The organism is Paenibacillus motobuensis, from assembly GCF_039521865.1.
Classification (GTDB): domain Bacteria; phylum Bacillota; class Bacilli; order Paenibacillales; family Paenibacillaceae; genus Fontibacillus; species Fontibacillus motobuensis.
Map to the genome: position 1 here is coordinate 1 of NZ_BAAACX010000008.1, position 22,076 is coordinate 22,076.

Consider the following 22,076-nt stretch of genomic DNA (forward strand, 5'->3'; position numbering starts at 1 on the left):
CCAAAAAACACCCCAAAAAGTGACGTAAGGCTTCGAAGGTAATTCCGATTACTTTTCGGGGACCCCGGGAACTGAGTAAGGGCTAAAATGCAAATGAAGTTTCGTATCCAGTTTTCAAGGATTAACCTTGAACGTTTGGTGGCGATGGCGGAGGGGTTCCACACGTACCCATCCCGAACACGACCGTTAAGCCCTCTAGCGCCGATGGTACTTGGACCGAAGGGTCCTGGGAGAGTAGGAAGCCGCCAAGCGAAACCCCTTAGGGGGATTTTTTTTCGCCAGTATTTATACATATTATTCGTTGAATTGTGTTCCTTTTATAAGGGCCCTTAGCTCAGTTGGTTAGAGCGCACCCCTGATAAGGGTGAGGTCGGTGGTTCGAGTCCACTAGGGCCCACCATCTAAATCCCATAGCTACTTCATGCATTATACGGAGCCCCGGAAAGTAATCGGAATAAACTTCGTAGCATGTCGTCACTTTTTGGGGTAAAGTTTGGGGCCATAGCTCAGCTGGGAGAGCGCCTGCCTTGCAAGCAGGAGGTCAGCGGTTCGATCCCGCTTGGCTCCACCAATGTTCCCTGATAGCTCAGTTGGTAGAGCACTCGACTGTTAATCGAGTTGTCACAGGTTCGAGTCCTGTTCGGGGAGTTGATTCCCCAGAAAGTGAAGAATTACTGTTAATTCTATTACTTTCTGGGGACCCTAAACACATGGAGAGGTGTCCGAGTTGGCCGAAGGAGCACGATTGGAAATCGTGTAGGCGTCACAAGCGTCTCGAGGGTTCGAATCCCTCTCTCTCCGCCATAATTATCTTACTGTTATACTATATTGCATGGCCCGTTGGTCAAGGGGTTAAGACACCTCCCTTTCACGGAGGTAACAGGGGTTCGAATCCCCTACGGGTCACCATGTATGGAGGCTTAGCTCAGCTGGGAGAGCATCTGCCTTACAAGCAGAGGGTCAGCGGTTCGATCCCGTTAGCCTCCACCATAAGTTACCTCAAAAACATTTTTTTATTGACGCGGGGTGGAGCAGTCCGGTAGCTCGTCGGGCTCATAACCCGAAGGTCGTAGGTTCAAATCCTGCCCCCGCAATTAGCTTCAATCTTAACAACTCAATTAACAATATTATGGCGGTCGTGGCGAAGGGGTTAACGCACCGGATTGTGGCTCCGGCACTCGTGGGTTCAAGTCCCATCGATCGCCCCATTTATTCTTAAAAATGAGTTATTGGGGATTAGCCAAGCGGTAAGGCAACGGACTTTGACTCCGTCACTCATAGGTTCGAATCCTATATCCCCAGCCATTTCATTTTATGAGCCATTAGCTCAGTTGGTAGAGCACCTGACTTTTAATCAGGGTGTCGAAGGTTCGAGTCCTTCATGGCTCACCAGTATACTCATTCGAGTATATAGTGTGATTGTGCGCGTGTGGCGGAATTGGCAGACGCACTAGACTTAGGATCTAGCGTCTTTGACGTGGGGGTTCAAGTCCCTCCACGCGCACCATAATAAGTAATAGACAGTTCTCAAGTTAATTCTTGAGAACTTTTTGTTTTTTATGGGGGTTAGATTATTGCAGGAATAAACGATATCTCTATCAGACCGTAAATTTAAAACATAGTAAATAAATTCAAAGAAAAGGGTATTTTTTAGATTCCTTACCATCAATTTCTTGTCAACTCCCCTACTATAGATGTTATAATCAATTGGATTCGCTTACATAAATTTTTATTAACATACTTTTAATAAAAATCTGGTATGATGGTTATTGTTTGAGAAAACGGAATATCCGAACTTGCAAACAAAACTAATTTCTCTATGGGGGTTAAAGAAAGTGAAGAAAAAATTGATGCTTCTTGCTGTGTTTACTTTGGCTGTTGGATTGCTCGCAGGATGCGGTTCGGGCAACAACTCATCGAAAAGCGACTCTGCTAATTCCGGAAATGCGGGATCCGGGTCTAAAGAAATTAAAGAGCTAAAGATCAGCTTTGTTCCGTCCAAAGATCCAGGAGAAATTATTACGGCGACGGATCCGCTTAAAGACCTTCTGAAGAAACAATTGGCTACTGAAGGTTACGATGTAGGAAAAGTAAGTATCGATGTCGGAACGAATTATGAAGCAGTAGGAGAAGCACTGACGGCTGGCTCAACAGATATCGGATTCATTCCAGGTGGTACTTATGTATTGTATGATGACGGCGCAGATGTAATTTTGACGGCTACTCGCGCAGGCTTGTCCAACGATTCGGACAACCCTAAAGATTGGAATGACAACAAACCAACGGCACCAACTACAGATCAAACCAATCATTATCGCGCATTGTTCATTGCTGGTCCTTCCGCGAAAGGACAAGAACTGGCAGCTAAAGTGAACAATGGCGAAGAATTGACTTGGGATGATTTGAACAGCGCAAACTGGTCAATCATGTCCACTTCTTCACCAGCTGGTTACATCTATCCAACCTTGTGGCTGCAAGATCATTATCAAAAGAGCCTGACGGATCTGTCCCACGTTGTAACTTCAGATTCTTACGGTAGTGCGTTTGCACGTCTGGCTAATGGTCAAACGGATGTACTCGTTAGCTATGCCGATGCTAGAAGAGACTTTGAGAATCAATGGACTTCCGATTTCGGCCGCGACAAATCCGTTTGGGATGAAACGAACGTAATTGGCGTAACTCAAGGGATTTATAACGATACAATTAGCGTCAGCAAGAATGATCCAATTATGACCGACGACTTCAAAGCCGCTCTTCAAAAAGCATTCAAAGATATCGCGCAAACAGAAGAAGGTAAGAAGGTTATTGCGATCTACACCCATGAAGGCTACCAAGATGCAAAATCTTCCGACTATGATGGTGAGAGAAAAGCTCAAGATCTAGTTAGAAGCTTGAAGAAGTAAATGCAAGTTCGATAGCTAATTCGTACTTTTCAAGAAAAGATGAGCGCACCGATACGATGCTCTCATCTTTTCCTACTCTAAAGAATTGGGGTATTTCCATGATTGAGTTTAAAAATGTGGAAAAGAAATATGCCAATGGCACGACAGCTTTGCAGAACATTAATTTGAAAATTGAGCAAGGCGAATTTGTCGCGGTCATCGGTCTTTCCGGTGCAGGTAAATCAACTTTGATTCGATGCATCAACCGTATGCATGATATTACAGAGGGCCAATTGAAGGTAGATGAAGTTGATGTGGCGAAGTTGAAAGGAAAGCAAATTCGTCAGTTTCGCAGAAGAATCGGGATGATATTCCAATCCTTCAACTTGGTGACCCGTACAACCGTTATTAAGAATGTTATGGTGTCCTTTGTACCAGACCTGCCGTTATGGCGCAAGCTGACAGGTATATTTACCAAGGAGCAGAAGATCAAAGCTCTGGAAGCGCTCGATAAAGTGGGGATCTTGGACAAAGCTTTCATTCGTGTAGATCAACTGTCGGGCGGACAGCAGCAACGGGTTGCTTTGGCACGTACGCTGGCTCAGAATCCCGACATTATTTTGGCGGACGAGCCGATTGCTTCTTTGGACCCTGTGACATCCAAACTTGTCATGGACGATTTTAAGAGAATCAATAAAGACATGAACATTTCCGTCATAATGAATATCCACCACGTGGAGATTGCATTAGAATATTGCGATCGGATTATCGGAATACGTAAGGGAGCCGTTGTTTTTGACGGTGAATCCAGCAAGGTCACACAGGAAATTTTAGATGATATTTACGGCGGCAAATTGGAAGAAGTAAAAGCCTCATTGGAGGAGAAGTCGGCGAATGTATGATAAAATTTTCCACCCCAAAGAAGTGGTGCTGCCAAACGGCAAAACCGTGTTGGAGAAAAGATCTCGAACTCCACTTGTATTGCTATTAATAATTGTCGCGCTGATTATATCCGTGAACTTTACGAATTTTAATTTGAAAATTCTGGTGCAAAGAATCGATGAATTTTTCAAAATAATCGCTCAGATGGTTCCACCGAAATGGTCCAGTTTTTCTGGCATATGGAGATCCTTAGTATCTACATTGCAGATGTCTTTGGTTGGCTCGATGATCGGGGCGCTACTGTCTATACCTTTTGCTGTTCTAGCGTCTTCTAATATTGTTCGAAGCAAAACCGTTGTGGTCGTCTTTAAGGTTATTCTTAGTTTGTTTAGAACGCTGCCTACGCTTGTGGTAGCTTTGATTGCCACTTTTGTATTTGGATTAGGTCCTACGGCGGGGATCATTGCCATCTTGTTGTTTACTCTCTCGTACGTAGGAAAATTGTTGTACGAGCAAATTGAAAATGCAGATATGGGTCCCTTTGAAGCGATGGAATCGATCGGAATGACCAGAATTCAAGCTTTTCGCTACGCGATCTTTCCTCAGGTGCTCCCAGGTTTTCTGTCCACCTCACTGTTTTGTTTCGAAGGGAACGTTCGCTATGCGGCCATTCTTGGTTACGTCGGAGCAGGGGGCATCGGACTTCTAATCAATGAAAATATCGGCTGGCGTGATTATTCTGGTCTAGGTATGATTATTCTGGCGCTTGTCGTTACCGTATACTTGATCGAAACGGTTAGTGAGCACTTTAGAAAAAAGCTAATTTAAGGAGAAGTTTGTGCTATGACGACAGTAGAGAAGCAGCTTCTTGCTTCACCGCGCAATCATCGTTATATTCTGATCGTTACATTCATTACCGTCATTCTTTTCATATGGTCGATGACCGTTGTTAGCTTCAAAGATATGAACGCAGGCGGTATGAAGATTGCGCTTAACATTTTTAAAGGGATCACTCATCCGGATCTTCATCTTTTGTTTAATGTATCGAAGCAAGGTGTACCTTATTTGCTGGTGCAAACCTTAGCGATTGCTTTTCTAGGGACGATTGTTGGTGCGATTTTGTCCGTTCCGCTTGCCTTTTTGGCTGCATCCAATATCGTTCCCAAACCGATATCTTGGCTGACAAGATTTCTGCTCATCATCATTCGGACAATTCCGGCGCTCGTTTACGGTCTGATGTTTATTCGTGTATCATCTGGCCCGATGGCAGGGGTGCTGACGATTGCTATAACCTCGATCGGGATGTTGGCCAAGCTTTACGTGGATGCGATTGAGGAACTGGATACGCGGGTGCTGGAGTCGATGACTTCCATCGGCTGTACAACTTTTGAGAAAATCCGCTACGGTATTTTTCCGCAATTGTTATCGATTTTTCTATCGGTGACGATTTATCGATTTGATATGAATATGCGCGAAGCTTCGATTCTTGGCCTTGTCGGAGCCGGAGGGATCGGCGCGCCGCTGATCTTTGCCATGAACGGTTACAAATGGAACCAGGTCGGCTCCATTTTGATCGGACTTCTGGTGCTTATTTTGTTAATTGAACTAATTTCCAACAAGCTTCGTGCAAGATTGATCAAGGGAGTTTAAGATAGACAGGTCGTATTTGTACCACAAAAAAGAACCTTCAACACCCACTTTTCTAGTGGTACTGAAGGTTCTTTTGCTTATTTAACGGGATAGACCACTTTCCAGTTATGGTCGCAGGAGGCGTGAATGACACGGCGCTTCATAATATAGTCGGCCAGAATTTCTGTCATATCCGTCGGAATCTCTCGTATGATCGGCTTGTCCTTGATCATGTCGAAGTTTCCTCCGCCGCCCGAGCGATAGCTGTTCATGACGACGTCGAAGCTAGCTTCGGGATCTAATGGTACGCCATTTTGCTCAAGCTTAGTTACACGCCTACCCTCCGGCATCGAAATATCCAGCTCATATTCAATACCTTCCCACATATCGTAATTAAAGTGTTGTGGCTTCGGCTCTAGATAAGATGCAGAGACCTGTAGTGTCCCTGTCTGTTCATCCAGAGTGAAGTAGCGGGCATTCTGTTCAAGAGCCTCTCTGATATCTTGTCCGGACAGGCGGACGACTTTAAGCGTATTAGGATAAATATAGTTAGAGACGACATCGCGCATTGTAATTTTATCGGTAAATCCTCTGGCCTCATTCGTGAAAATGGCTGCGCACGATATCTCGGCTTCGGTCACTTCCATCTGTACCCGGTTAACGAACTCCGTGAACGAGTGGTCGGCCTGCCGCGCCTCGAATGGGTCAGGTATCGTCATATCCCCTTCGGCTGAACCAATCGGTTGATCCAACCATGCTTGTGTTTTCTGCTCATCTTCTGCGAACATGGCGAGTAGTTCCTCATCCGCACCTACCGAGTCATCCAGGTGAAGCAACTGGGCTGTTTTGTGGCGAATCGTCCAGGAGCCATCTTGCGTTGGTTCGAATTCCAGCTGGACTTTGGCAATGGATTGACCAGCAAATCCAGGCTGAGCAAATGCGACACCGTTCAGTTCGCCAGCAAGAAGTCGATGCTGATGGCCTGTTAGAAGGACGTCTACGCCTTCCAGACGCGTACACATCTCGTAGCCTTGGTTCTCACCGGTAAGTGGTTCCGTTGGCTCACCTGTGGCCGGATCGCGCTCAAAGCCGCCATGGTAGCAGAGGACAAGGGCGTCGGGACGTTCGGATGTACGAATCTGGTTAATCCAGTACTGAGCAGACTCCAGAGCATCTTTAAAGGCTAGTCCCGAAATATTATTGGGCTCTTCCCAGTTTGGAATATAGTGTGTGGTTACGCCAAGGACGGCAATGCGGATTCCCTCAGGCATGTCGAAGATCTTGTAAGGCTGTCCGAAAGCGGGTTGTCCGTCCGTCTCGCCCACGATATTGGCGGATAACCATGGACAATTTGAAGCATCGACTGCGCGGCCTAACAAATCCAGCCCGTAATTGAATTCGTGATTGCCGAACACAGCCGCATCGTATTGAAGTGCATTGAGAGCTCTTGCGGCAGGATGGATACCGCCTCCATCGTACTTGGCGTAGTGGTACATAAACGGCGTGCCCTGTAAAATATCCCCGTTGTCGAGCAGCAGCAGCGCCGGATTTTCGCTTCTCTCCTGATGAATGATGCTGGATAGCTTGGCGAGTCCAAGCGGTTTATCCCCAGGGCCACGGTAATCCGTCGGGTAAATATGGCCGTGCAAATCGCTTGTTTCTAATAACGTAATCGTAACGGATTTTGGCAAGTTCAATTCTATATTTCCTCCTGAATAAATGAAATTATAGTTTAACTTTATAATAATAGTATAACTAATTGAATTTGGCTAACACAAAGGCCGTATTTGGAGAAGATGCAATAAGTAATGGAATTTATGATCGTTAAATTCAAAAAAAGCTTGCAATGCTATGACATGCCTGGTATTATATTTATTGTCGCTAAAAAAGTTGAAATTGCAAACTGCTATTGATAGGCGGACGTGGCTCAGCGGTAGAGCATCGCCTTGCCAAGGCGAGGGTCGCGGGTTCGATTCCCGTCGTCCGCTCCATTTGCGCCCTTAGCTCAGCTGGATAGAGCGTTTGACTACGAATCAAAAGGTCAGGAGTTCGAATCTCTTAGGGCGCGCCATTTCAATTAGATAACAGCATTTTTCCCGGGATGTAGCTCAGCTTGGTAGAGCACCTGGTTTGGGACCAGGGGGTCGCATGTTCGAATCGTGTCATCCCGACCATCATTTTGCGGGTGTAGTTCAATGGTAGAACTCCAGCCTTCCAAGCTGGTAGCGTGGGTTCGATTCCCATCACCCGCTTTAGTAACCCTTGGTGCACAAGGGTTTTTTATTTGCGCAAATTTTCCGATCGTTCATAAGAAAATCCCACCGATCCATTAAGGTCAGTGAGATTTTTGATTATTCATTAGTAATTCCTATCAGTGCTGATGGCCATGTTGGCGGTGTCCGGAAGATTCAGCCTTCACGGTACATAGAATCGAATTGTCATGTCGATGGGCAGAAGTCTCTAATTGAATTGTCATATGGTGAATGTTCTTGTGTTCAAGGTCATGTTCGATTTGACGGAGCAGTCGCTCACTGTCAGCAATGGACAATTGATCATCTACAACGGCGTGGCAGGAAAGTGCATTTAACCCGCTTGTAATCGACCAAACGTGCAGGTCGTGAACGCTTTGAACACCTTTTGTATTTTGGATGGTTTGAATCACTTCGTTCATATCTACATTTTGTGGAGTTCCTTCCATCAGGACATGGAGTCCGGATTTCATAACATAGTAACCGCTGCGTAATACAAGTGCGGCAACAATGACACTTGCGAGTGGATCTGCCCAGCCCCAACCGAAGAACATAATCAGCAGCGCGGCAACAATCGCACCAACGGAACCAAGCATATCACTAATGACATGCAAGTATGCTCCGCGCATATTCAAGTTCTCTTCCACATCCCCACTGCGCATCATAAACCACGCTACAAAAATATTGACCAGTAAGCCAATTGAGGAGATGATTAACATTCCGGTTGAAGCAACTTCAGGTGGATTTTGAAAACGCTGAATTGCCTCGTAAAAAATATAAATCGCAATTAATACGAGGGTCACCCCGTTAAGAACCGCTGCTAATATTTCAAATCGTTTGTATCCATAGGTTTTGCTATAGTTTGCGACCTTTCCCCCAAGTGTAAAAGCCAATAATGCAACACCAAGGGATATGGCGTCACTTAACATATGACCTGCATCAGATAATAACGCAAGGCTGTTGGTAATGAACCCTCCAAAAGCTTCAACAATCATATAGCCTGTAATAATAATAAAACTTATCAGTAATGTCTTTTTATTTGCGCCATGTGAATGGTCATGTCCATGATCGTGTCCCATTGTATATCTCCCCTATATTAAAGATGTGCAGCATGCTCAATTGCCTTCTCCAGTAAATTCATAACGTGATCGTCATCTTCTGAATAATACAAAGTAGTGCCTGCTCTTCTAAATTTGACCAATCTTAAATTTTTCAAAAAACGCAATTGGTGGGAAACACTCGATTGGCTTAAATTTAGTATCTCTGCAATATCATTGACAGAATGCTCCCCTTTACATAATAAATGCAAAATGCGAATTCTTGTTGGGTCGCTCAACGCTTTGAATGTTTGCGAAACGACAAATAACGTTTCTTCATCCAAATCCTGCGTTCCGTCATTAAATGCCTCTTTGTATTTCTGCTCTTCACTCATTTATTACACTCCTCTATAAGGATAATTAAATATATATGAACATATACTCATATTATCATATATAGATTATAATACTCTCTATAGAATGTCAATCGGAAAGTTCCACATCCATTTCAGTCTTGCTGTTTCCCAAAGATAAATATAATATCTAAAAAAAAGACGTATAAACCTTTAATTTGATAAGTTGTTATGTAAACGCTTTATTTCTATAATTTACAAGTAAGGAGGTGGAATTAGAATTTTAAGGAAGAAAAAACAGTAAAAGTTACGTACTGCAAGTAAAACCGACAGAAGGATGTAGGGTAGTAGTGTAGGGCGTAGTTGCAAATCATATATTTAAGGAGGTATTCCATGTTCAAGTTTAATAGGAAAATAATGACGGCATTACTCGTAGCAGCGATGAGTTTTAGTATGTTTGCAGTGACCTCCAGTGCAGCAACAGACTATTGGCAGAATTGGACCGATGGTGGTGGAACCGTGAATGCGGTTAATGGATCTGGCGGTAATTACAGTGTGACATGGTCAAACTCTGGTAACTTTGTTGTGGGCAAAGGCTGGGGTACTGGATCACCGTCCAGAACCGTCAACTACAACGCTGGCGTCTGGGCACCAAATGGCAACGGGTATTTGACTCTCTATGGATGGACAAGAAACTCTCTCATCGAATATTACGTTGTGGATAGCTGGGGAACTTACCGCCCTACTGGAACGTATAAAGGAACGGTATCGAGTGACGGGGGCACGTATGACGTTTATACAACCATGCGGTACAACGCTCCTTCCATTGATGGTACACAAACATTCCAACAGTTCTGGAGTGTCCGTCAGTCGAAGAGAGCGACTGGAAGCAACGTTGCTATTACTTTTGGCAACCACGTTAATGCATGGAAGAATTATGGAATGAATCTGGGCAGCAGTTGGTCTTATCAAGTGTTAGCTACAGAAGGATATCAAAGTAGCGGAAGCTCTAACGTAACGGTGTGGTAATAGGTCGACTGTAAGCAGGACGATGGATAGGTGCCAGACCGATTTTTTGAAGTATTAAGAAAGTCTCTGAATTACTGAATAGCGCCAAAGGCCTGCCGGCTTACACCCGGCGGCCTTATATTTATTATCTTCTGTAGATGTCCCCGATTAACAACTTTTTCCATTCGTTTAAAGGAGATATATCCATGAGAAAATTATTCACTTTCGTTCTAGTAGCACTAGTATTCGTTGTCAGCGCTTGTTCACAAGAGAAGCTAGGGAAGAAAGATGCTAACAATAGTCTTGTATTTGTTGAAGGTGGGACGATGACGAACACGAAGTCCAACTACTATGGAAAAAGTGTAACCATATCAAATTTCTATATCGGTAAATATGAAGTTACTCAAAAAGAGTGGGCCGAGGTTATGGGGTATAATCCTTCAGGATTCCAGGGAGACAATTTGCCGGTTGAAATGGTAACCTGGTACGACGCTATTGAGTACTGCAATCAGAGAAGTATCAAAGAGGGCCTGGCCCCATACTACAATATCGATCAGAACAAACAGGATCCGAACAATATGAGTGAGAACGATAATATGAAATGGGTAGTAACGATTAATGAAGGAGCCAACGGCTACCGATTGCCGACAGAGGCCGAGTGGGAATATGCTGCTGGTGGAGGCCAGATGAGCAAGAGCTATACCTACAGCGGAAGTGATAAGGCAGATGATGTAGCATGGTATTGGAGAAATGCCGGAAATAAATACTTATCAGGGGATTGGAACTGGCCAATTATAGAAGACAACAAAAATAAAACCCAATCTGTTGGTGCCAAGAAGGCTAATGAGCTAGGGCTTTACGATATGTCAGGCAATGTAAGGGAATGGTGTTGGAACTGGTATGGAGAGGAGCTGGATAGTAGCAGCGGATCTTTTCGGGTTGTGAAGGGCGGCGGCTGGATTGGAGATGTTAGCAACAATGAGATTGCTTTCCGCGGCAAGTTCGAGGCGAATGGCCTAGGCCCTGACCAGGGGTTTCGTGTGGCTCGCAGTGAGTAGACTAGACAAGGCTTAGCACCGTATAAAGCAAGCAAGGGAACGATTCAGTTTCCCCTTGGTAAGCCGACCCCGTATGACTTGATCACCAGATCCTAAAGTTCCGAGTCGCCGAGAATATAGCCAAAGCCGAACGTAAAGCGAAGCCGAAGAAATAAATAATGTTCTCCGTAGAAAAAGCCGTCATTCAATCCTGGCGATAAGCAGGTGAGAATGGCGTTTTTTTGCGTGGTAAGCAAGGCGTTCGCCTTTTTTTTTTGTACGACCTATAAATAATGATTACAGTGCAGAAAAACAAGCAAAATTTGCGTACAACCAGCGCAGCGAACTCGTACGGATAGAAGACTGGAACGGGGTTACTGATATTCAACGCGATGTGCTGGGGCAAATAACCCGTGTAACCGATCCGAAGCAGCGTACAGTGAATTATACATGGACACCAGTTGGCAACAAAGCAAGTTTAATTACGCCAGACGGTAAACAGACGACATATGATTACGATGCACTCAATCGACTGAGTAGTGTGAAAGACCATGCTGGGACGACAGCTTATACGTACAATGCAGCGGGCCAATTGATCGAAAAAATAGCAGCTAACGGTAGTACAACGCAATACAGCTACAACTCACGTGGTCTACTGGAGAAACTAAGCGAGCAAAATCAAACTGGAAACATTTTAAATAAACACGAATACAGCTATGATGCAGCGGGAAATATTTTAAAATGGATCGAAACAATCGACGGCAAGAAGCGTGACAAGTCATATACGTATGACGAACTAAACCAATTGATCCAAGTGATCGATCAGGGTCAAGAGCGTACGTACCGCTATGACAGCTTTGGCAATCGGATCGAGAAGGCCGGAACTGGAGATTCGACTACCTACAGTTATAATAGCGCTAACCAACTGTTAGAGGAAAAATCAGGCGGTGTGCAGAAGAAGTACCAATATGATCCACGTGGTAACTTAACTACGGTGACCATAGGCAGCAAAACACTAGAGAGCTACACGTTTGATGAAACGAATCGACTCGTCCAAGCGGTAAAAGAAGGAAAAACGGCGGAATACCGCTATAACGGACAAGGCGCACGCATCCAGAGCAAAACCGCTGATAATACACAGGATTTTGTTACCGATCTAACCTCAGCTTATAACGATCTGTTAGCGGTGTACGAAGGTGAAATGCAGCAAGCCAGCTACACTTACGGTTTAAACCGCCTTCAAGCCCACTTGCCAAATGGTCAGAGTGAAACGTATTCTTATGACCACTTGGGCAGCATCGTTGGCTTGCAGGATCAGCAAGGGAAAATGATCGAGACGCATCGTTACGACGAGTTTGGTGTAATGCAAACTCCAACGCAGACTGATCGAGCAGTTGACTTTGCTTACACAGGCTATTCGTATGAAGATAACGGCTTGTATTATGCGCAGGCGCGGTATTATAATCCGGAGATTGGGCGGTTTATAAGTGAGGATACGTATGAAGGAAATATCCTGAATCCGCTGAGTCAAAACTTATATACGTATGCGCAGAACAATCCTGTGGGCTATGTTGACCCATCAGGTCATAATCCTTTACTATTCTGTCTTATTCCAGTAGTAGGACAAGCGACGTGTTCAGCGGTTGCGGCATCAGTGATAGAAGCCGGAGTGTTTGTGATAGGTGTATTTGGGGTATTGGCATTGGATGATGTTATGGAATCTGCTGCTCCAAAGGAAGTTCCTAAGGTTAAAGTGCCTGTTGTTCCGAAATTAGAGGTTATTAACGGTGGTAAAGGGAATAAAAAGGAAGTTCCTGAACAGAAATTAAAACCAATCCCAGTGCCAAAGGGTGATGGGAATAATAAAAAAATAACAAAAATTTATCGTATGGGTAATGATAGCCCTTGGAATATGACGCCGAGACCAGTGGATGTACGTGGAGGGTTGTCTTTTACGCTTAAGAAACCCGCTAGTAGGCATGTGGAGACAACGATAGAAGCAATTAATTCAACAGGGATACTCATTGCGATTATAGATGGGGTAGATCATGTTTCCGTTAGACCGCTAAATGGGAGTATATCCTATTGGGCGTCTCAACGGCCCAATTCAGGTGACCCAGTGAGAGATTCTAGTAGTTATAATGCCCGAGGACAATGGAATATTTATACTACTGCTTTGCTCAAGGTCATAGGGTCTTATAGCAAATGGGTATCTCAAAAAAAGTGAACGGGGTATTACTATGAGTCAAATTGATGAATGGCTTAATTTAATGAGTAAGGCTGACGAAATGATGAATACAAAGGGAGATGTTGACTCTACGATTCCATTCCTGGTTGAACTTTTAGACATATATCAAAATGCTCATCTGGAAGATGCTGCAGCCAGAGTTACACAATATTTACTTTCTTTTGGTAGCGCAATAATTCCATATTTAAATTTACAGCAACAGGAGACGAACTTTATCCACTATTTTTGTGGCTACGTTATGCCGCAATGTTCAGATGATTTATTAATGATGATGCGAGAGCAACTTTGGGGAGTAATACAAAGGAATGATACTTCTGAAGAAACAGATCTAGTCGTGATTGATTATCTTCTTCAAAGGAAAGTTTTTATTAATGAGCTAAAAGAAATTCTAGTGGAAAAGAAGAAACATATGGAGCAAGAACTAATCCAAGGGGATAGTCCTTTTATCCAAAATTACTTAGGAAGTTTAAATAACATATTACGAAGCTATCAATGACAAGTTTTTATTAAAGAGTGATCCTATAATTCACAAAGAACCTTAGCAGACTTTATGTCCGTTAAGGTTCTTTTTATTAGATAAAATGGGAAGTGTTGGAGTAGTGTAACAATATGACTATTACAACAGTCGTAAAGGAGGCGAAATATTGAAGCTATTTGATGCTGAATTAAAGGTGATGGAAGTATTGTGGAGTCAAGGGCCATTAGCGGCCGGACAGCTTGCCAAGATACTCACGGATGAAATCGGGTGGAACCGAAATACAACTTATACGGTTATTAAAAAACTGGTTGATAAGGGAGCCGTCCAAAGAACAGATCCTAATTTCATATGTGAAGCATTGGTTTCAAAGGAACAAGTTCAGGAGACGATCGGATTAATAAATAAAATGTTTAATGGTTCAACGGAATTTCTTTTCGTCCTTCATCGACGAAAAGCATTTGTCAGATTCTGAGATCGAAAAATTAAAGCAAATTGTTAAGGATCTGAAAAAGTGAGGTGAGGAGATAAGTTTATTTCTAATTGAGACAAGTATCTCTGTAGCAATTTTCATTCTTGTCACTGTGTGCTTGAGCGCTCTGTTGATAAACAATATACAGTGCTGAGAAACAAGTGAAATTTGCGTACAACCAGCTCGGCGAACTCGTGCGGATAGAAGCCGGGGTATTTGTGATAGGTGTGTTTGGGGTATTGGTATTGGATGATGTATCAAAGGAAGAAGTATTCAAAGTATATAGCCATAGATGTGACCGGCCTAAACGTTACTAAAGGGCGAGACAGCGTCTATGTCATCAATACTTCAGTGCCCTTAAATATTACAGGAAGAATTATGGGATTTGGGAATGTTCCTGCAAAGAATTAGGAGGGATTCATTTGAAATATTTGAAATGCAAATGGATTCATGATTTTATGAATGAACCAACGATAATAATATCTGAGATTGACGAAAACCGATTCGAGACCCGAAAAATTGAAATTTTTAGGGACGGAAAGTTTGGACTCGCAGCACCTAATCTAGAGTATATGAATACCCGTCTAGGTGAAGTTCCTTTGCCTGATATGGAGGAGATTGCGAAGGACGAGCAATTCGAAGTACAAAGTATTTCGAGTCAGGAGTTTAATGAAATGTGGAGGGATAAAATACAATCATTTATTAGATTGCTTAAAGATTGAACCGGTAATCACCACAGTTGTTTCGATTTATAAGGTCCATGGAATTGGATCATAGGAGAGTTTCAGATTAATGGGGATAACTTCCATATGATGAACGCGGAATTCCTTGGAGATGAAATTTGTCCTTGTTGTGGGTTTCATTTTGGTTTTAATGATGATGGTGTCAATAAGGAGGATTCCTATTATCGTTGGCGTGAAAAATGGGTTGCAGATGGATGTATTTGGTTTTCAAAAAGTAGACGTCCACATGACACATGGAATCCTGTTGTGCAATTAAAAAAAATGCAAAAGTGAAGTCACGAAGTCTATGTCACGCCACATACGAGTGTAATAACTCCATGTGGTTTTTTCTTTTTGCTGCCCACGACAAACGTGGAAAGAAAATAGCCGATTAGTGTGAGCGCGGCGGGAAATATCATAAACTGGGTCAGAAGCGTACGTATCGTTATGATAGCTTCGGCAATCGGATCGAGAAAGCCGGAACTGGAGGCTCGACTACCTACAGTTACAATAGCGCTAACCAACTGTTAGAGGAAAAATCAGGCGGCGTGCAGAAGAAGTACCAATATGATTCACGTGGCAACTTAACCATGGTGATCACTGGCAGCAAAATATTAGAGAAATACACGTTTGATGAAACGAATAGACTCGTTCAAGCGGTTAAAGACGAAAAAACAGCGGAATACCGTTACAACGCACTAGGCTTAAGCATCCAGAGCAAAACCGCTGATAAAACGTAGGGCTTTGTTACTGATCTAACATCTCTGTTAGCGGTGTATGAAGGTGAAATGCAGCAAGCCAGCTACACTTATGGTTTAAATCGTCTTCAAGCCCACTTACCAAATGGTCAGAGCGAAACGTATTCTTATATACCACTTGGGTAGTATCGTTGGCTTGCAGGATCAGCAAGGGAAAATGATCGAGACGCATCGCTACGACGAGTTTGGTGAAAATGCAAACTCCAACGCAAACTGATCGAGCAGTTGACTTTGCTTATACAGACTATCCGTATGAGGATAACGCTTTGTACTATGCGCAGGCTCGCTACTATAAGCCGGAGGTTGGGCGGGTTATTAGTGAGGATATACGTATGCGCAGAACAATCCTGTGGGCTTTGTTGACTCATCAGGTCATAATCCTTTACTATTCTGTCTTATTCCAGTAGTAAATTTCTAGTTCCAGTTGGGGGTACACAACTTGTTGAATACAGGGCTTACAACGCGGTGGTGGAACAATAAATATTGGGACATACATTCCAAGGCGAAAAGAGGCTACAAATATGAGTTATGCACATCTACAATCGTGGTTTGAATCTCCAAGAGAATTAACTGACACAGAAAAGGAATGGTTGAACAGGTTGCTTATCTCAGAACTGGTTGATAGAATGATTTTGCAGAAACAAGTTGCAAAATCAAAAGTAATTGGAGAGTGCTTATGTGGTTGCAAATCGGTAAATATGCAAGTTGACTCGACAGCACCCAGATATCCTCATACTGAGAGGATTCCAGTCGAGATGACTGCATTTGAATCAGGCAAAGCTCCAGTAATGTTCCTACTGCATATAGTCAATGGATATATTAACGAATTAGAAGTGCTAAGAGCAGACTCAAGTCCAATAGATGACGCAATTGATTTATCAAACATAGAATTGTCTATTAATATCAAGTAAACTCTAGGTGCTTCCGCCACATGTGTGTAACAACTCCATGTGGTTTTCTTTTTTTGCCCCGAACATTATGTTTCATAAACAAAAAGCCTAACTGCACCCTATAGAGTAGACTTTATAAAATACGTCATTCTATAGGGTGTTTTTTTGGCTCAAAACCATCAAGGAGAATTAATATGGATTTTATAAATATGATTAAGAAAAATGTAAACTTTAGTTCGACACCAGGAATTCTTTTAGAAATCAAAGACTCACTGAGAGGCGAAGATAAGGTGAAACAATTTGATGTGAAATTTATAGAAAATGTATATATTATTGAGATTAAGTTACAGGAATTTAATTTATCAAATGTACAACATGTGTTTTCAGAACTTGTTGGCTTTATCCAATATGAATCTGTTTTTTATGAAAGGTCAGATAAATTTGATCAAATAGTTTATGATCTGATTTCAATTAGTAGCAGTCATGATGCATATAATTGCAAGGTATTTTTTATGAAGTAAAATCAAGAAAAGCGGTTTAATTAAACAATTTAGATTGGGAGTTATTGTAGGAACGGGCCTTTGCGAATTATGGCAGTAAAATAAAGATAAAAATTAAAAATAACTATTTGGATGGGAAGGTGTAAGATTTGGATGAACTCTATCCTGAATATGTTACAAAAGAAGCTATTGAAGGGCTTGTGAAAAAATTAAATCTACCTAGGCCTGATAGGTATTCACAAGATTGGGAGTATGAAGTGTCAGATTCAGCAAGAGTAGCGGAATTTGTTGATTTTTATGGAAATAACACTTTAAACAAAGAAGAAAAATTTGCCTTGATGAAAATAATAATCTCTTCCTACGATGAAGCCTTGACAGAAGAAATGACTAATGAGGAAATTGCTTCGCAAATCAAGTCTTATCTTATTCTTGATGTTTACATTCACAGAAATACTATTAGTTACTGGGCATTGTTGGATGAAGGTGATATAGAAGATTGCTTTGCTATAACTCCTTTGATGAGAGAAGTACACGCAGCATTATAGGTCAACAGTGTAGGAATAGGAGATAATTTGATCTAGCATCTTCGGAGAGCGATTGCCCTTCTCTGGGAAGGGGCCTGACTGTTCTGTTTGGTTAATCCAACGATCAGTACAGATGCAATCAGTTCATATTCCTTTAGTGGGATCGAAAGATAACTAAGTGGTATATGTTCTAATGAATAAGGAGAATATGAGAGTTTATAACTGTTTATTTTGTTGATTTGTAGCTCAAGGAAAGAAAGGTTTGTTAATTGCTTAAACTGCACCCTATAGAGTAGACATTGTTTATTGGGAATAGGTTAGTTTCTCATGGAAGACAATACTGATCAATGTGAGGTGTGGATGTATATGAGATACATTGCTGTTGAATGGTTATGGTATAGATATCCCAGTAAATATAAGGATAGACAGAATTCAAGACCAATAAAAATATATTCAGAAATAAATGAACAGGGTGAGGAAGTACGGAAAATCGAATTTTTTTTAATGGTAAAGTAGGCTTCGCATCTTCAGAAGTAAGTTATTGCGAAGTTGTTGAAACTGAAACAGAGCTTTCAGATCAAGTTATGCCTGAATCAGATATGATGAGTGAGGACGGAGGAACAGATTTTGTTATAGGAATTACAAAAGAATATTTCGAGCAGATATGGCAAGTGATTGTCGATACTATTAAAAAATAGTTATTCATTTAAAAAATTGAATAATGTTCTCTGCAGCCCAAACTCCCATTTAGCACCAGTGATAAACAGATGAGATGGGGCTTTTTTTGCGTCGAATGATATTGGCGGATAAAATGATAGATAGTCAACTATGGCGATTGAAATATGGATAGGAGGAGATTATTTTGAACGCTACGCACCAACAGGTATTTAATATTTTGAACAGTATGGGGATTGAATATGGAGTTGTAGAGCATCCGGCTGTATATACGATAGAAGAAATGGATCAGTTATCGATAGACAATAGAGAAGCGATTGCGAAAAATCTGTTTATCCGAGATGACAAAAAGAAAAGATATTTCATCATCGTGCTTCAAAAGACGAAGACCGTTAATCTAAAAAGTTTAAGACAGCGATTAGACTGCCGACCGCTTGGTTTTGCCTCAGAGGAGGATTTACAAAGATATTTAAATCTGAAAAAAGGAGCTGTTACACCCTTAGGGGTTTTGAACGATGAGGCTCATGTGGTAGAGGTCGTAATCGATCAAGATATTCTACAGTTTGACCAGGTTGGAGTACATCCGAATGATAACACCGCAACGGTCTGGCTTCGACCGCAAGATTTGGAGGCGGTCATTAAGAGTCACGGCAATACGGTATGTTACATAGAAATTTAGGGCCCGCTCAATTCAAACGGGTCTTTTTTTGACTTTTTAAGGTATGAGAATAGAGAAGATTTTTGTTTGATAGATATAAGGGTTTAATTCCAAACATCCGTAAGAAAATCAATTTGGGTGGGGATATTGACAGAACGTGCCGAGACTTATTCATCCCTCGCCAACACGCCGATGAAGCTCCTATTATTATGCGATAGAACAGTCCTTTGATCACTCATACCAGTTCCTTTTCCATTAGTCTGATCTTATTGTCTTGACCTTCACGTAACGTGAGCCCTTATGCTATTTTATGAGGGGGCCGACTGGATCCAAAATGGAAGACATGAATCCGCCCCTACCCCATAACTCAAAGAAGGTATAATTCATGAAAATTACTGTCGAAGACACTTTGGAACAATATGGGAAGCTATATGGCTTGGAACCCGGTAAAAGAGAGGATTTTTTTCGCAATACCATGATGAAGCCGTTCGAGACGATGTGGAGGTTCATCAATGTGCCGCTTCGCGCTAAAGAGCCAGGCGGTTACGATGTTGTCATGGCTGCAAAAATGCTTGGGCATTTGGACCTGAACGAAACGGAGAAGGGTACTCGTATTTTGCAAAAGCTAAAAGAGATCGACGCATTATCCACTGCAAAAGAAACTTTGCAAACCTGCACGGACTTTACGCTCCAACATGGACTGAAGGTCAATGCAGACGAGCTGAAGCTTGGCCTGTATATCGCCGATCCCCACAAGCTGGAATTGGTCAACGGATACTCCGGATTTGGCGGAATCCCTGGATTTATCCAGGTTACCATTCACCCTAATGACTATAATATTTCAAGAATTCCTGCCGTGATCGCGCATGAGTTTCATCATAACATCCGATTTTCCAATTTTGACTGGGATCATGGGAACGTGACTGTTGGAGAGTATTTAATTATCGAGGGTTTGGCGGAGTCGTTTGCCCAGGAATTGTATGGACAAGATTCAATAGGTCCTTGGGTGACTTCCTTGGATGAAGAGGATGTGCTGTATTCCATCCGGGTGCTGAAAAACGCGTTGAATATCAAAGGCTTCGCCGAGGTCAGCAGCTACATGTTTGGGGACATCTATGCAAAAGAACAGGGGTACTCCCCTGTCGGATTATCCCCATATGCGGGCTATGCGATTGGTTACAAAGCGGTGCAGTCCTTTATGAACCTGAATCATGTCGGAATTGCGGAAGCAACGCTGCTGAAAGCGGATGAGATCATTGGGCATTGTGGGCTATTCGATTAAATGGATGTTGAAATAGAACAAAGGGACACGGCTTACTCTAGCCTGTGTCCCTTTAAATTTCTTCGTGCTTTTCTTGGATATTCTCATACTCGCTTTCAACCAGCTTGAAGAAATCGGATGGTTTGATTTTTAGTCCTTTGCAAAGCTCAAATATTACATTTGATATATCCAATTAATAACATCTTGTTGAAAACTTTATCTGTTATGGTTCGTGTATCAGATTGATAATGGATGTAACTAAGTAATTTTTGATACAGAGGAGGCCAAGAAATAACAATGGGATTGCCATCGTGGTTTCAAAGTGCAATTGAGCAGAGGGTGGATCAGGTTGCAGCCTGGATTGAGCGCCAACCTGAACTGCGTGAACTCCGTGTTGAAGAACGCGCTGCATTCGACGCCATGTTTTCAGATACAGATCGATCAGGTCTGCCGGAGTATATGCTTTGGAGGATAAACATCATTTCAAGCGGGCAGTCGAGAACGAACACTCGTATTTACAGGGGATGCGTGACGGCGTACGGCTTATAGTAGCGTTATTACATGATCGGGTAACACCGGATACAAAGAGGGAGATGCAGGAGGCTGACCCGAATGAATACTAGTGGAGCTTGATCAGCTTCCTACCGCTTGCTTTCCATGGCGTAATACGTACAATATTATTCAATTATAGGATTCTATCTAGCCCTATAAATAAAAAGGAGTTTGGAGGTCATCCTTTGTATACTTACGACTCGTTTGAAACAGCGGGAGCATTTACATTAATGAGACCCATTTTTATCACGTTATTAATTGTATCTTTATTATTATTTGTGATCATCATCCTGCCCAAACTAAGAGAGAAATTGGCGAATAGCTCGCTTGTTTTTGGTCTATCACTCGTTTCGTTGGTCGTGTCTGCTCAATTATTATACTATGATGCAATTATCGTTGATGAGATTGGTCTAAGTAGAGATGGAGTTTCAACTATACTGTTCTTAGTGAACGCCATTTTCTGTATCGCTAACCCGATTCTTTTCTTAATGAAGGCCAATAAATAGATATTCGTGACATAGAGGAATTCCCCCTATTATTTTAGCTATTGATGGACCCAGATGTTTGAGACTATCATTATTGATACCATGCCTTGATGGTTTCCTCCAGCTGTTATCGTCTGAAGAGGTTCATCCAGCGGTTGGCCAATATTTTTTCTAACGAAACGTGGTATCGCTATTCAGGCCAAAATAGGCACCTGAAAATTCTAACGAAACAGGGTATCGTTATTTAGCAAAAATAGAGGCTCAAAGCCTGTTTTTAGCCCAAATAGCGCTACGTAGTTTCGTTAGATTTTTTTTGCCCTTGTTTTTGCCCAAATAGCGATATGGAGTTTCGTTAAAGCGTTTCAAGGGTGTGCGAATTTAATTCAGCGGCACGTCTTGTTTCACGCTTTCCTACGAATGATTCATTGTACTTGTCAGCCCAAATGTAAGCAGGGAAATACTCCGGTGAACGGCATCACTTTGAATCAGACGGCTGCCTAGCTGGAAGTAGATCAGCAGGTACAGTTACATGCTAATGTGACGCCAGCGAATGCAACGAATAAGCAACTATCATGGACTGTATCCAATGCCAGTGTCGCCTCCGCAGGGGAGAGCTGGTGATGCTTCAGGTTGATACGTCAGCTCCAAAGCAGCAGGGCATAACCTTCTATGATGCGGGCAATGAAGTTTGTCTGTCAGATCATGTGCCGCCTGGCTGTCTTTCGGTTCTAAAGTATGGATAACAAACAAATGGGCTCCTGCCACTTAGGAGCCCATTT

Annotated in this window: 26 protein-coding genes, 15 tRNA genes and 1 rRNA gene; 39 read left to right on the forward strand and 3 right to left on the reverse strand. The window is 42.5% G+C overall.

The annotated features are described in order from the left end of the window. Positions 1 to 134 precede the first annotated feature (134 nt). The 16 genes from rrf (at position 135) to phnE (ABD014_RS08215) (ending at position 5,414) form a co-directional block, all read left to right on the forward strand. Positions 135 to 251 (forward strand): 5S ribosomal RNA (gene rrf / locus ABD014_RS08140). 72 nt (positions 252 to 323) lie between these two features. Further along, positions 324 to 400: transfer RNA gene (locus ABD014_RS08145), tRNA-Ile, on the forward strand. A 95-nt stretch (positions 401 to 495) separates the two neighbouring features. Further along, positions 496 to 571: transfer RNA gene (locus tag ABD014_RS08150), tRNA-Ala, on the forward strand. Between the two features lie 4 nt (positions 572 to 575). Then, positions 576 to 648, forward strand: a tRNA-Asn gene (locus ABD014_RS08155). 64 nt (positions 649 to 712) lie between these two features. Then, positions 713 to 804: transfer RNA gene (locus ABD014_RS08160), tRNA-Ser, on the forward strand. Between the two features lie 30 nt (positions 805 to 834). Beyond that, positions 835 to 909: transfer RNA gene (locus ABD014_RS08165), tRNA-Glu, on the forward strand. A 5-nt stretch (positions 910 to 914) separates the two neighbouring features. Continuing rightward, positions 915 to 990, forward strand: a tRNA-Val gene (locus ABD014_RS08170). A gap of 30 nt (positions 991 to 1,020) precedes the next feature. Then, positions 1,021 to 1,094, forward strand: a tRNA-Met gene (locus ABD014_RS08175). 38 nt (positions 1,095 to 1,132) lie between these two features. Next, a tRNA-His gene (locus ABD014_RS08180) sits at positions 1,133 to 1,208 on the forward strand. Between the two features lie 22 nt (positions 1,209 to 1,230). Then, positions 1,231 to 1,305: transfer RNA gene (locus ABD014_RS08185), tRNA-Gln, on the forward strand. 11 nt (positions 1,306 to 1,316) lie between these two features. Then, positions 1,317 to 1,392: transfer RNA gene (locus ABD014_RS08190), tRNA-Lys, on the forward strand. 31 nt (positions 1,393 to 1,423) lie between these two features. Further along, a tRNA-Leu gene (locus ABD014_RS08195) sits at positions 1,424 to 1,507 on the forward strand. Positions 1,508 to 1,835: 328 nt separating this feature from the next. Further along, complete coding sequence (locus ABD014_RS08200) at positions 1,836 to 2,903, forward strand: phosphate/phosphite/phosphonate ABC transporter substrate-binding protein (RefSeq protein WP_379337531.1); 1,068 nt, start codon at positions 1,836 to 1,838, stop codon at positions 2,901 to 2,903. Between the two features lie 98 nt (positions 2,904 to 3,001). After that, positions 3,002 to 3,784 carry a phosphonate ABC transporter ATP-binding protein gene (gene phnC / locus ABD014_RS08205; protein WP_343859770.1) on the forward strand — a complete coding sequence of 261 codons (783 nt, stop codon included), beginning with the start codon at positions 3,002 to 3,004 and terminating at the stop codon, positions 3,782 to 3,784. Then, positions 3,777 to 4,592: a phosphonate ABC transporter, permease protein PhnE gene (gene phnE, locus ABD014_RS08210; protein ID WP_343859773.1), complete on the forward strand. Its 816-nt coding sequence runs from the start codon at positions 3,777 to 3,779 to the stop codon at positions 4,590 to 4,592. The genes phnC and phnE (ABD014_RS08210) overlap by 8 nt, the downstream gene beginning before the upstream one ends. 15 nt (positions 4,593 to 4,607) lie before the next feature. Further along, on the forward strand, positions 4,608 to 5,414 hold the full coding sequence (phnE, locus tag ABD014_RS08215) for a phosphonate ABC transporter, permease protein PhnE (protein WP_343859776.1): 807 nt from the start codon (positions 4,608 to 4,610) through the stop codon (positions 5,412 to 5,414). Between the two features lie 77 nt (positions 5,415 to 5,491). Here phnE (ABD014_RS08215) and ABD014_RS08220 read toward each other — a convergent pair whose 3' ends face one another. Then, a complete protein-coding gene (locus tag ABD014_RS08220; protein ID WP_486189701.1) occupies positions 5,492 to 7,084 on the reverse strand; it encodes a bifunctional metallophosphatase/5'-nucleotidase in 1,593 nt (530 codons plus the stop codon). Positions 7,085 to 7,309: 225 nt separating this feature from the next. On the opposite strand from ABD014_RS08220, the gene ABD014_RS08225 reads away from it, so the two are divergent. From ABD014_RS08225 to ABD014_RS08240, 4 genes are all read left to right on the forward strand, one after another. Beyond that, positions 7,310 to 7,384: transfer RNA gene (locus tag ABD014_RS08225), tRNA-Gly, on the forward strand. A 3-nt stretch (positions 7,385 to 7,387) separates the two neighbouring features. Further along, positions 7,388 to 7,464: transfer RNA gene (locus ABD014_RS08230), tRNA-Arg, on the forward strand. A 26-nt stretch (positions 7,465 to 7,490) separates the two neighbouring features. After that, a tRNA-Pro gene (locus tag ABD014_RS08235) sits at positions 7,491 to 7,567 on the forward strand. Positions 7,568 to 7,574: 7 nt separating this feature from the next. After that, positions 7,575 to 7,645 (forward strand) — tRNA-Gly (locus tag ABD014_RS08240). 119 nt (positions 7,646 to 7,764) lie between these two features. Here the strand turns inward: ABD014_RS08240 and ABD014_RS08245 are convergent. Together ABD014_RS08245 and ABD014_RS08250 are read right to left on the reverse strand one after the other, a co-directional pair. Next, entirely contained in the window at positions 7,765 to 8,721 is a 957-nt protein-coding gene (locus ABD014_RS08245) for a cation diffusion facilitator family transporter (RefSeq protein ID WP_343859783.1), read from the reverse strand. A gap of 17 nt (positions 8,722 to 8,738) precedes the next feature. After that, positions 8,739 to 9,074 carry an ArsR/SmtB family transcription factor gene (locus ABD014_RS08250; protein WP_126995864.1) on the reverse strand — a complete coding sequence of 112 codons (336 nt, stop codon included), beginning with the start codon at positions 9,072 to 9,074 and terminating at the stop codon, positions 8,739 to 8,741. A 351-nt stretch (positions 9,075 to 9,425) separates the two neighbouring features. On the opposite strand from ABD014_RS08250, the gene ABD014_RS08255 reads away from it, so the two are divergent. From ABD014_RS08255 to ABD014_RS08335, 19 genes are all read left to right on the forward strand, one after another. Then, entirely contained in the window at positions 9,426 to 10,061 is a 636-nt protein-coding gene (locus ABD014_RS08255; RefSeq protein ID WP_343859789.1) for a glycoside hydrolase family 11 protein, read from the forward strand. A gap of 185 nt (positions 10,062 to 10,246) precedes the next feature. After that, entirely contained in the window at positions 10,247 to 11,098 is an 852-nt protein-coding gene (locus tag ABD014_RS08260) for a formylglycine-generating enzyme family protein (RefSeq protein ID WP_343859792.1), read from the forward strand. 265 nt (positions 11,099 to 11,363) lie between these two features. Then, positions 11,364 to 13,304, forward strand: a complete 1,941-nt coding sequence (locus tag ABD014_RS08265; protein ID WP_486189703.1) for an RHS repeat domain-containing protein — start codon at positions 11,364 to 11,366, stop codon at positions 13,302 to 13,304. A 13-nt stretch (positions 13,305 to 13,317) separates the two neighbouring features. After that, positions 13,318 to 13,821: a hypothetical protein gene (locus tag ABD014_RS08270; RefSeq protein ID WP_343859797.1), complete on the forward strand. Its 504-nt coding sequence runs from the start codon at positions 13,318 to 13,320 to the stop codon at positions 13,819 to 13,821. Positions 13,822 to 13,969: 148 nt separating this feature from the next. After that, complete coding sequence (locus tag ABD014_RS08275) at positions 13,970 to 14,275, forward strand: BlaI/MecI/CopY family transcriptional regulator (protein WP_343859799.1); 306 nt, start codon at positions 13,970 to 13,972, stop codon at positions 14,273 to 14,275. Positions 14,276 to 14,524: 249 nt separating this feature from the next. After that, the gene (locus ABD014_RS24830; protein ID WP_425542065.1) at positions 14,525 to 14,683 is read left to right on the forward strand and encodes an HYD1 signature containing ADP-ribosyltransferase family protein; all 159 of its coding nucleotides are present in this window, start codon (positions 14,525 to 14,527) and stop codon (positions 14,681 to 14,683) included. 11 nt (positions 14,684 to 14,694) lie between these two features. Further along, entirely contained in the window at positions 14,695 to 14,994 is a 300-nt protein-coding gene (locus ABD014_RS08280) for a DUF6881 domain-containing protein (RefSeq protein WP_343859801.1), read from the forward strand. 87 nt (positions 14,995 to 15,081) lie between these two features. Continuing rightward, positions 15,082 to 15,288 (forward strand): hypothetical protein, encoded by a 207-nt coding sequence (locus ABD014_RS08285; protein WP_343859803.1) that lies wholly within the window; start codon positions 15,082 to 15,084, stop codon positions 15,286 to 15,288. Between the two features lie 173 nt (positions 15,289 to 15,461). After that, complete coding sequence (locus tag ABD014_RS08290) at positions 15,462 to 15,734, forward strand: hypothetical protein (RefSeq protein ID WP_486189705.1); 273 nt, start codon at positions 15,462 to 15,464, stop codon at positions 15,732 to 15,734. Between the two features lie 539 nt (positions 15,735 to 16,273). Beyond that, entirely contained in the window at positions 16,274 to 16,663 is a 390-nt protein-coding gene (locus tag ABD014_RS08295) for a hypothetical protein (protein ID WP_343859808.1), read from the forward strand. Positions 16,664 to 16,836: 173 nt separating this feature from the next. Then, positions 16,837 to 17,163 (forward strand): hypothetical protein, encoded by a 327-nt coding sequence (locus ABD014_RS08300; protein WP_343859810.1) that lies wholly within the window; start codon positions 16,837 to 16,839, stop codon positions 17,161 to 17,163. A gap of 128 nt (positions 17,164 to 17,291) precedes the next feature. Further along, entirely contained in the window at positions 17,292 to 17,687 is a 396-nt protein-coding gene (locus tag ABD014_RS08305) for a hypothetical protein (RefSeq protein WP_343859812.1), read from the forward strand. Between the two features lie 345 nt (positions 17,688 to 18,032). Then, positions 18,033 to 18,182, forward strand: coding sequence for a DUF6881 domain-containing protein (locus ABD014_RS24835; protein ID WP_425542052.1), 150 nt, complete (start codon positions 18,033 to 18,035; stop codon positions 18,180 to 18,182). 346 nt (positions 18,183 to 18,528) lie between these two features. Further along, complete coding sequence (locus ABD014_RS08310; RefSeq protein WP_343859814.1) at positions 18,529 to 19,020, forward strand: prolyl-tRNA synthetase associated domain-containing protein; 492 nt, start codon at positions 18,529 to 18,531, stop codon at positions 19,018 to 19,020. A gap of 364 nt (positions 19,021 to 19,384) precedes the next feature. Continuing rightward, positions 19,385 to 20,281: a DUF2268 domain-containing putative Zn-dependent protease gene (locus tag ABD014_RS08315; RefSeq protein WP_343859816.1), complete on the forward strand. Its 897-nt coding sequence runs from the start codon at positions 19,385 to 19,387 to the stop codon at positions 20,279 to 20,281. A gap of 443 nt (positions 20,282 to 20,724) precedes the next feature. After that, on the forward strand, positions 20,725 to 20,883 hold the full coding sequence (locus tag ABD014_RS08320) for a hypothetical protein (RefSeq protein WP_343859818.1): 159 nt from the start codon (positions 20,725 to 20,727) through the stop codon (positions 20,881 to 20,883). A gap of 114 nt (positions 20,884 to 20,997) precedes the next feature. Further along, entirely contained in the window at positions 20,998 to 21,318 is a 321-nt protein-coding gene (locus ABD014_RS08325; RefSeq protein ID WP_343859820.1) for a hypothetical protein, read from the forward strand. A 516-nt stretch (positions 21,319 to 21,834) separates the two neighbouring features. Next, positions 21,835 to 21,918 carry a hypothetical protein gene (locus ABD014_RS08330; RefSeq protein WP_343860658.1) on the forward strand — a complete coding sequence of 28 codons (84 nt, stop codon included), beginning with the start codon at positions 21,835 to 21,837 and terminating at the stop codon, positions 21,916 to 21,918. After that, entirely contained in the window at positions 21,918 to 22,040 is a 123-nt protein-coding gene (locus tag ABD014_RS08335; protein ID WP_343859822.1) for an RNA 2'-phosphotransferase family protein, read from the forward strand. Before ABD014_RS08330 ends, ABD014_RS08335 begins: the two co-directional genes overlap by 1 nt. The last annotated feature ends 36 nt before the right edge of the window (positions 22,041 to 22,076 follow it).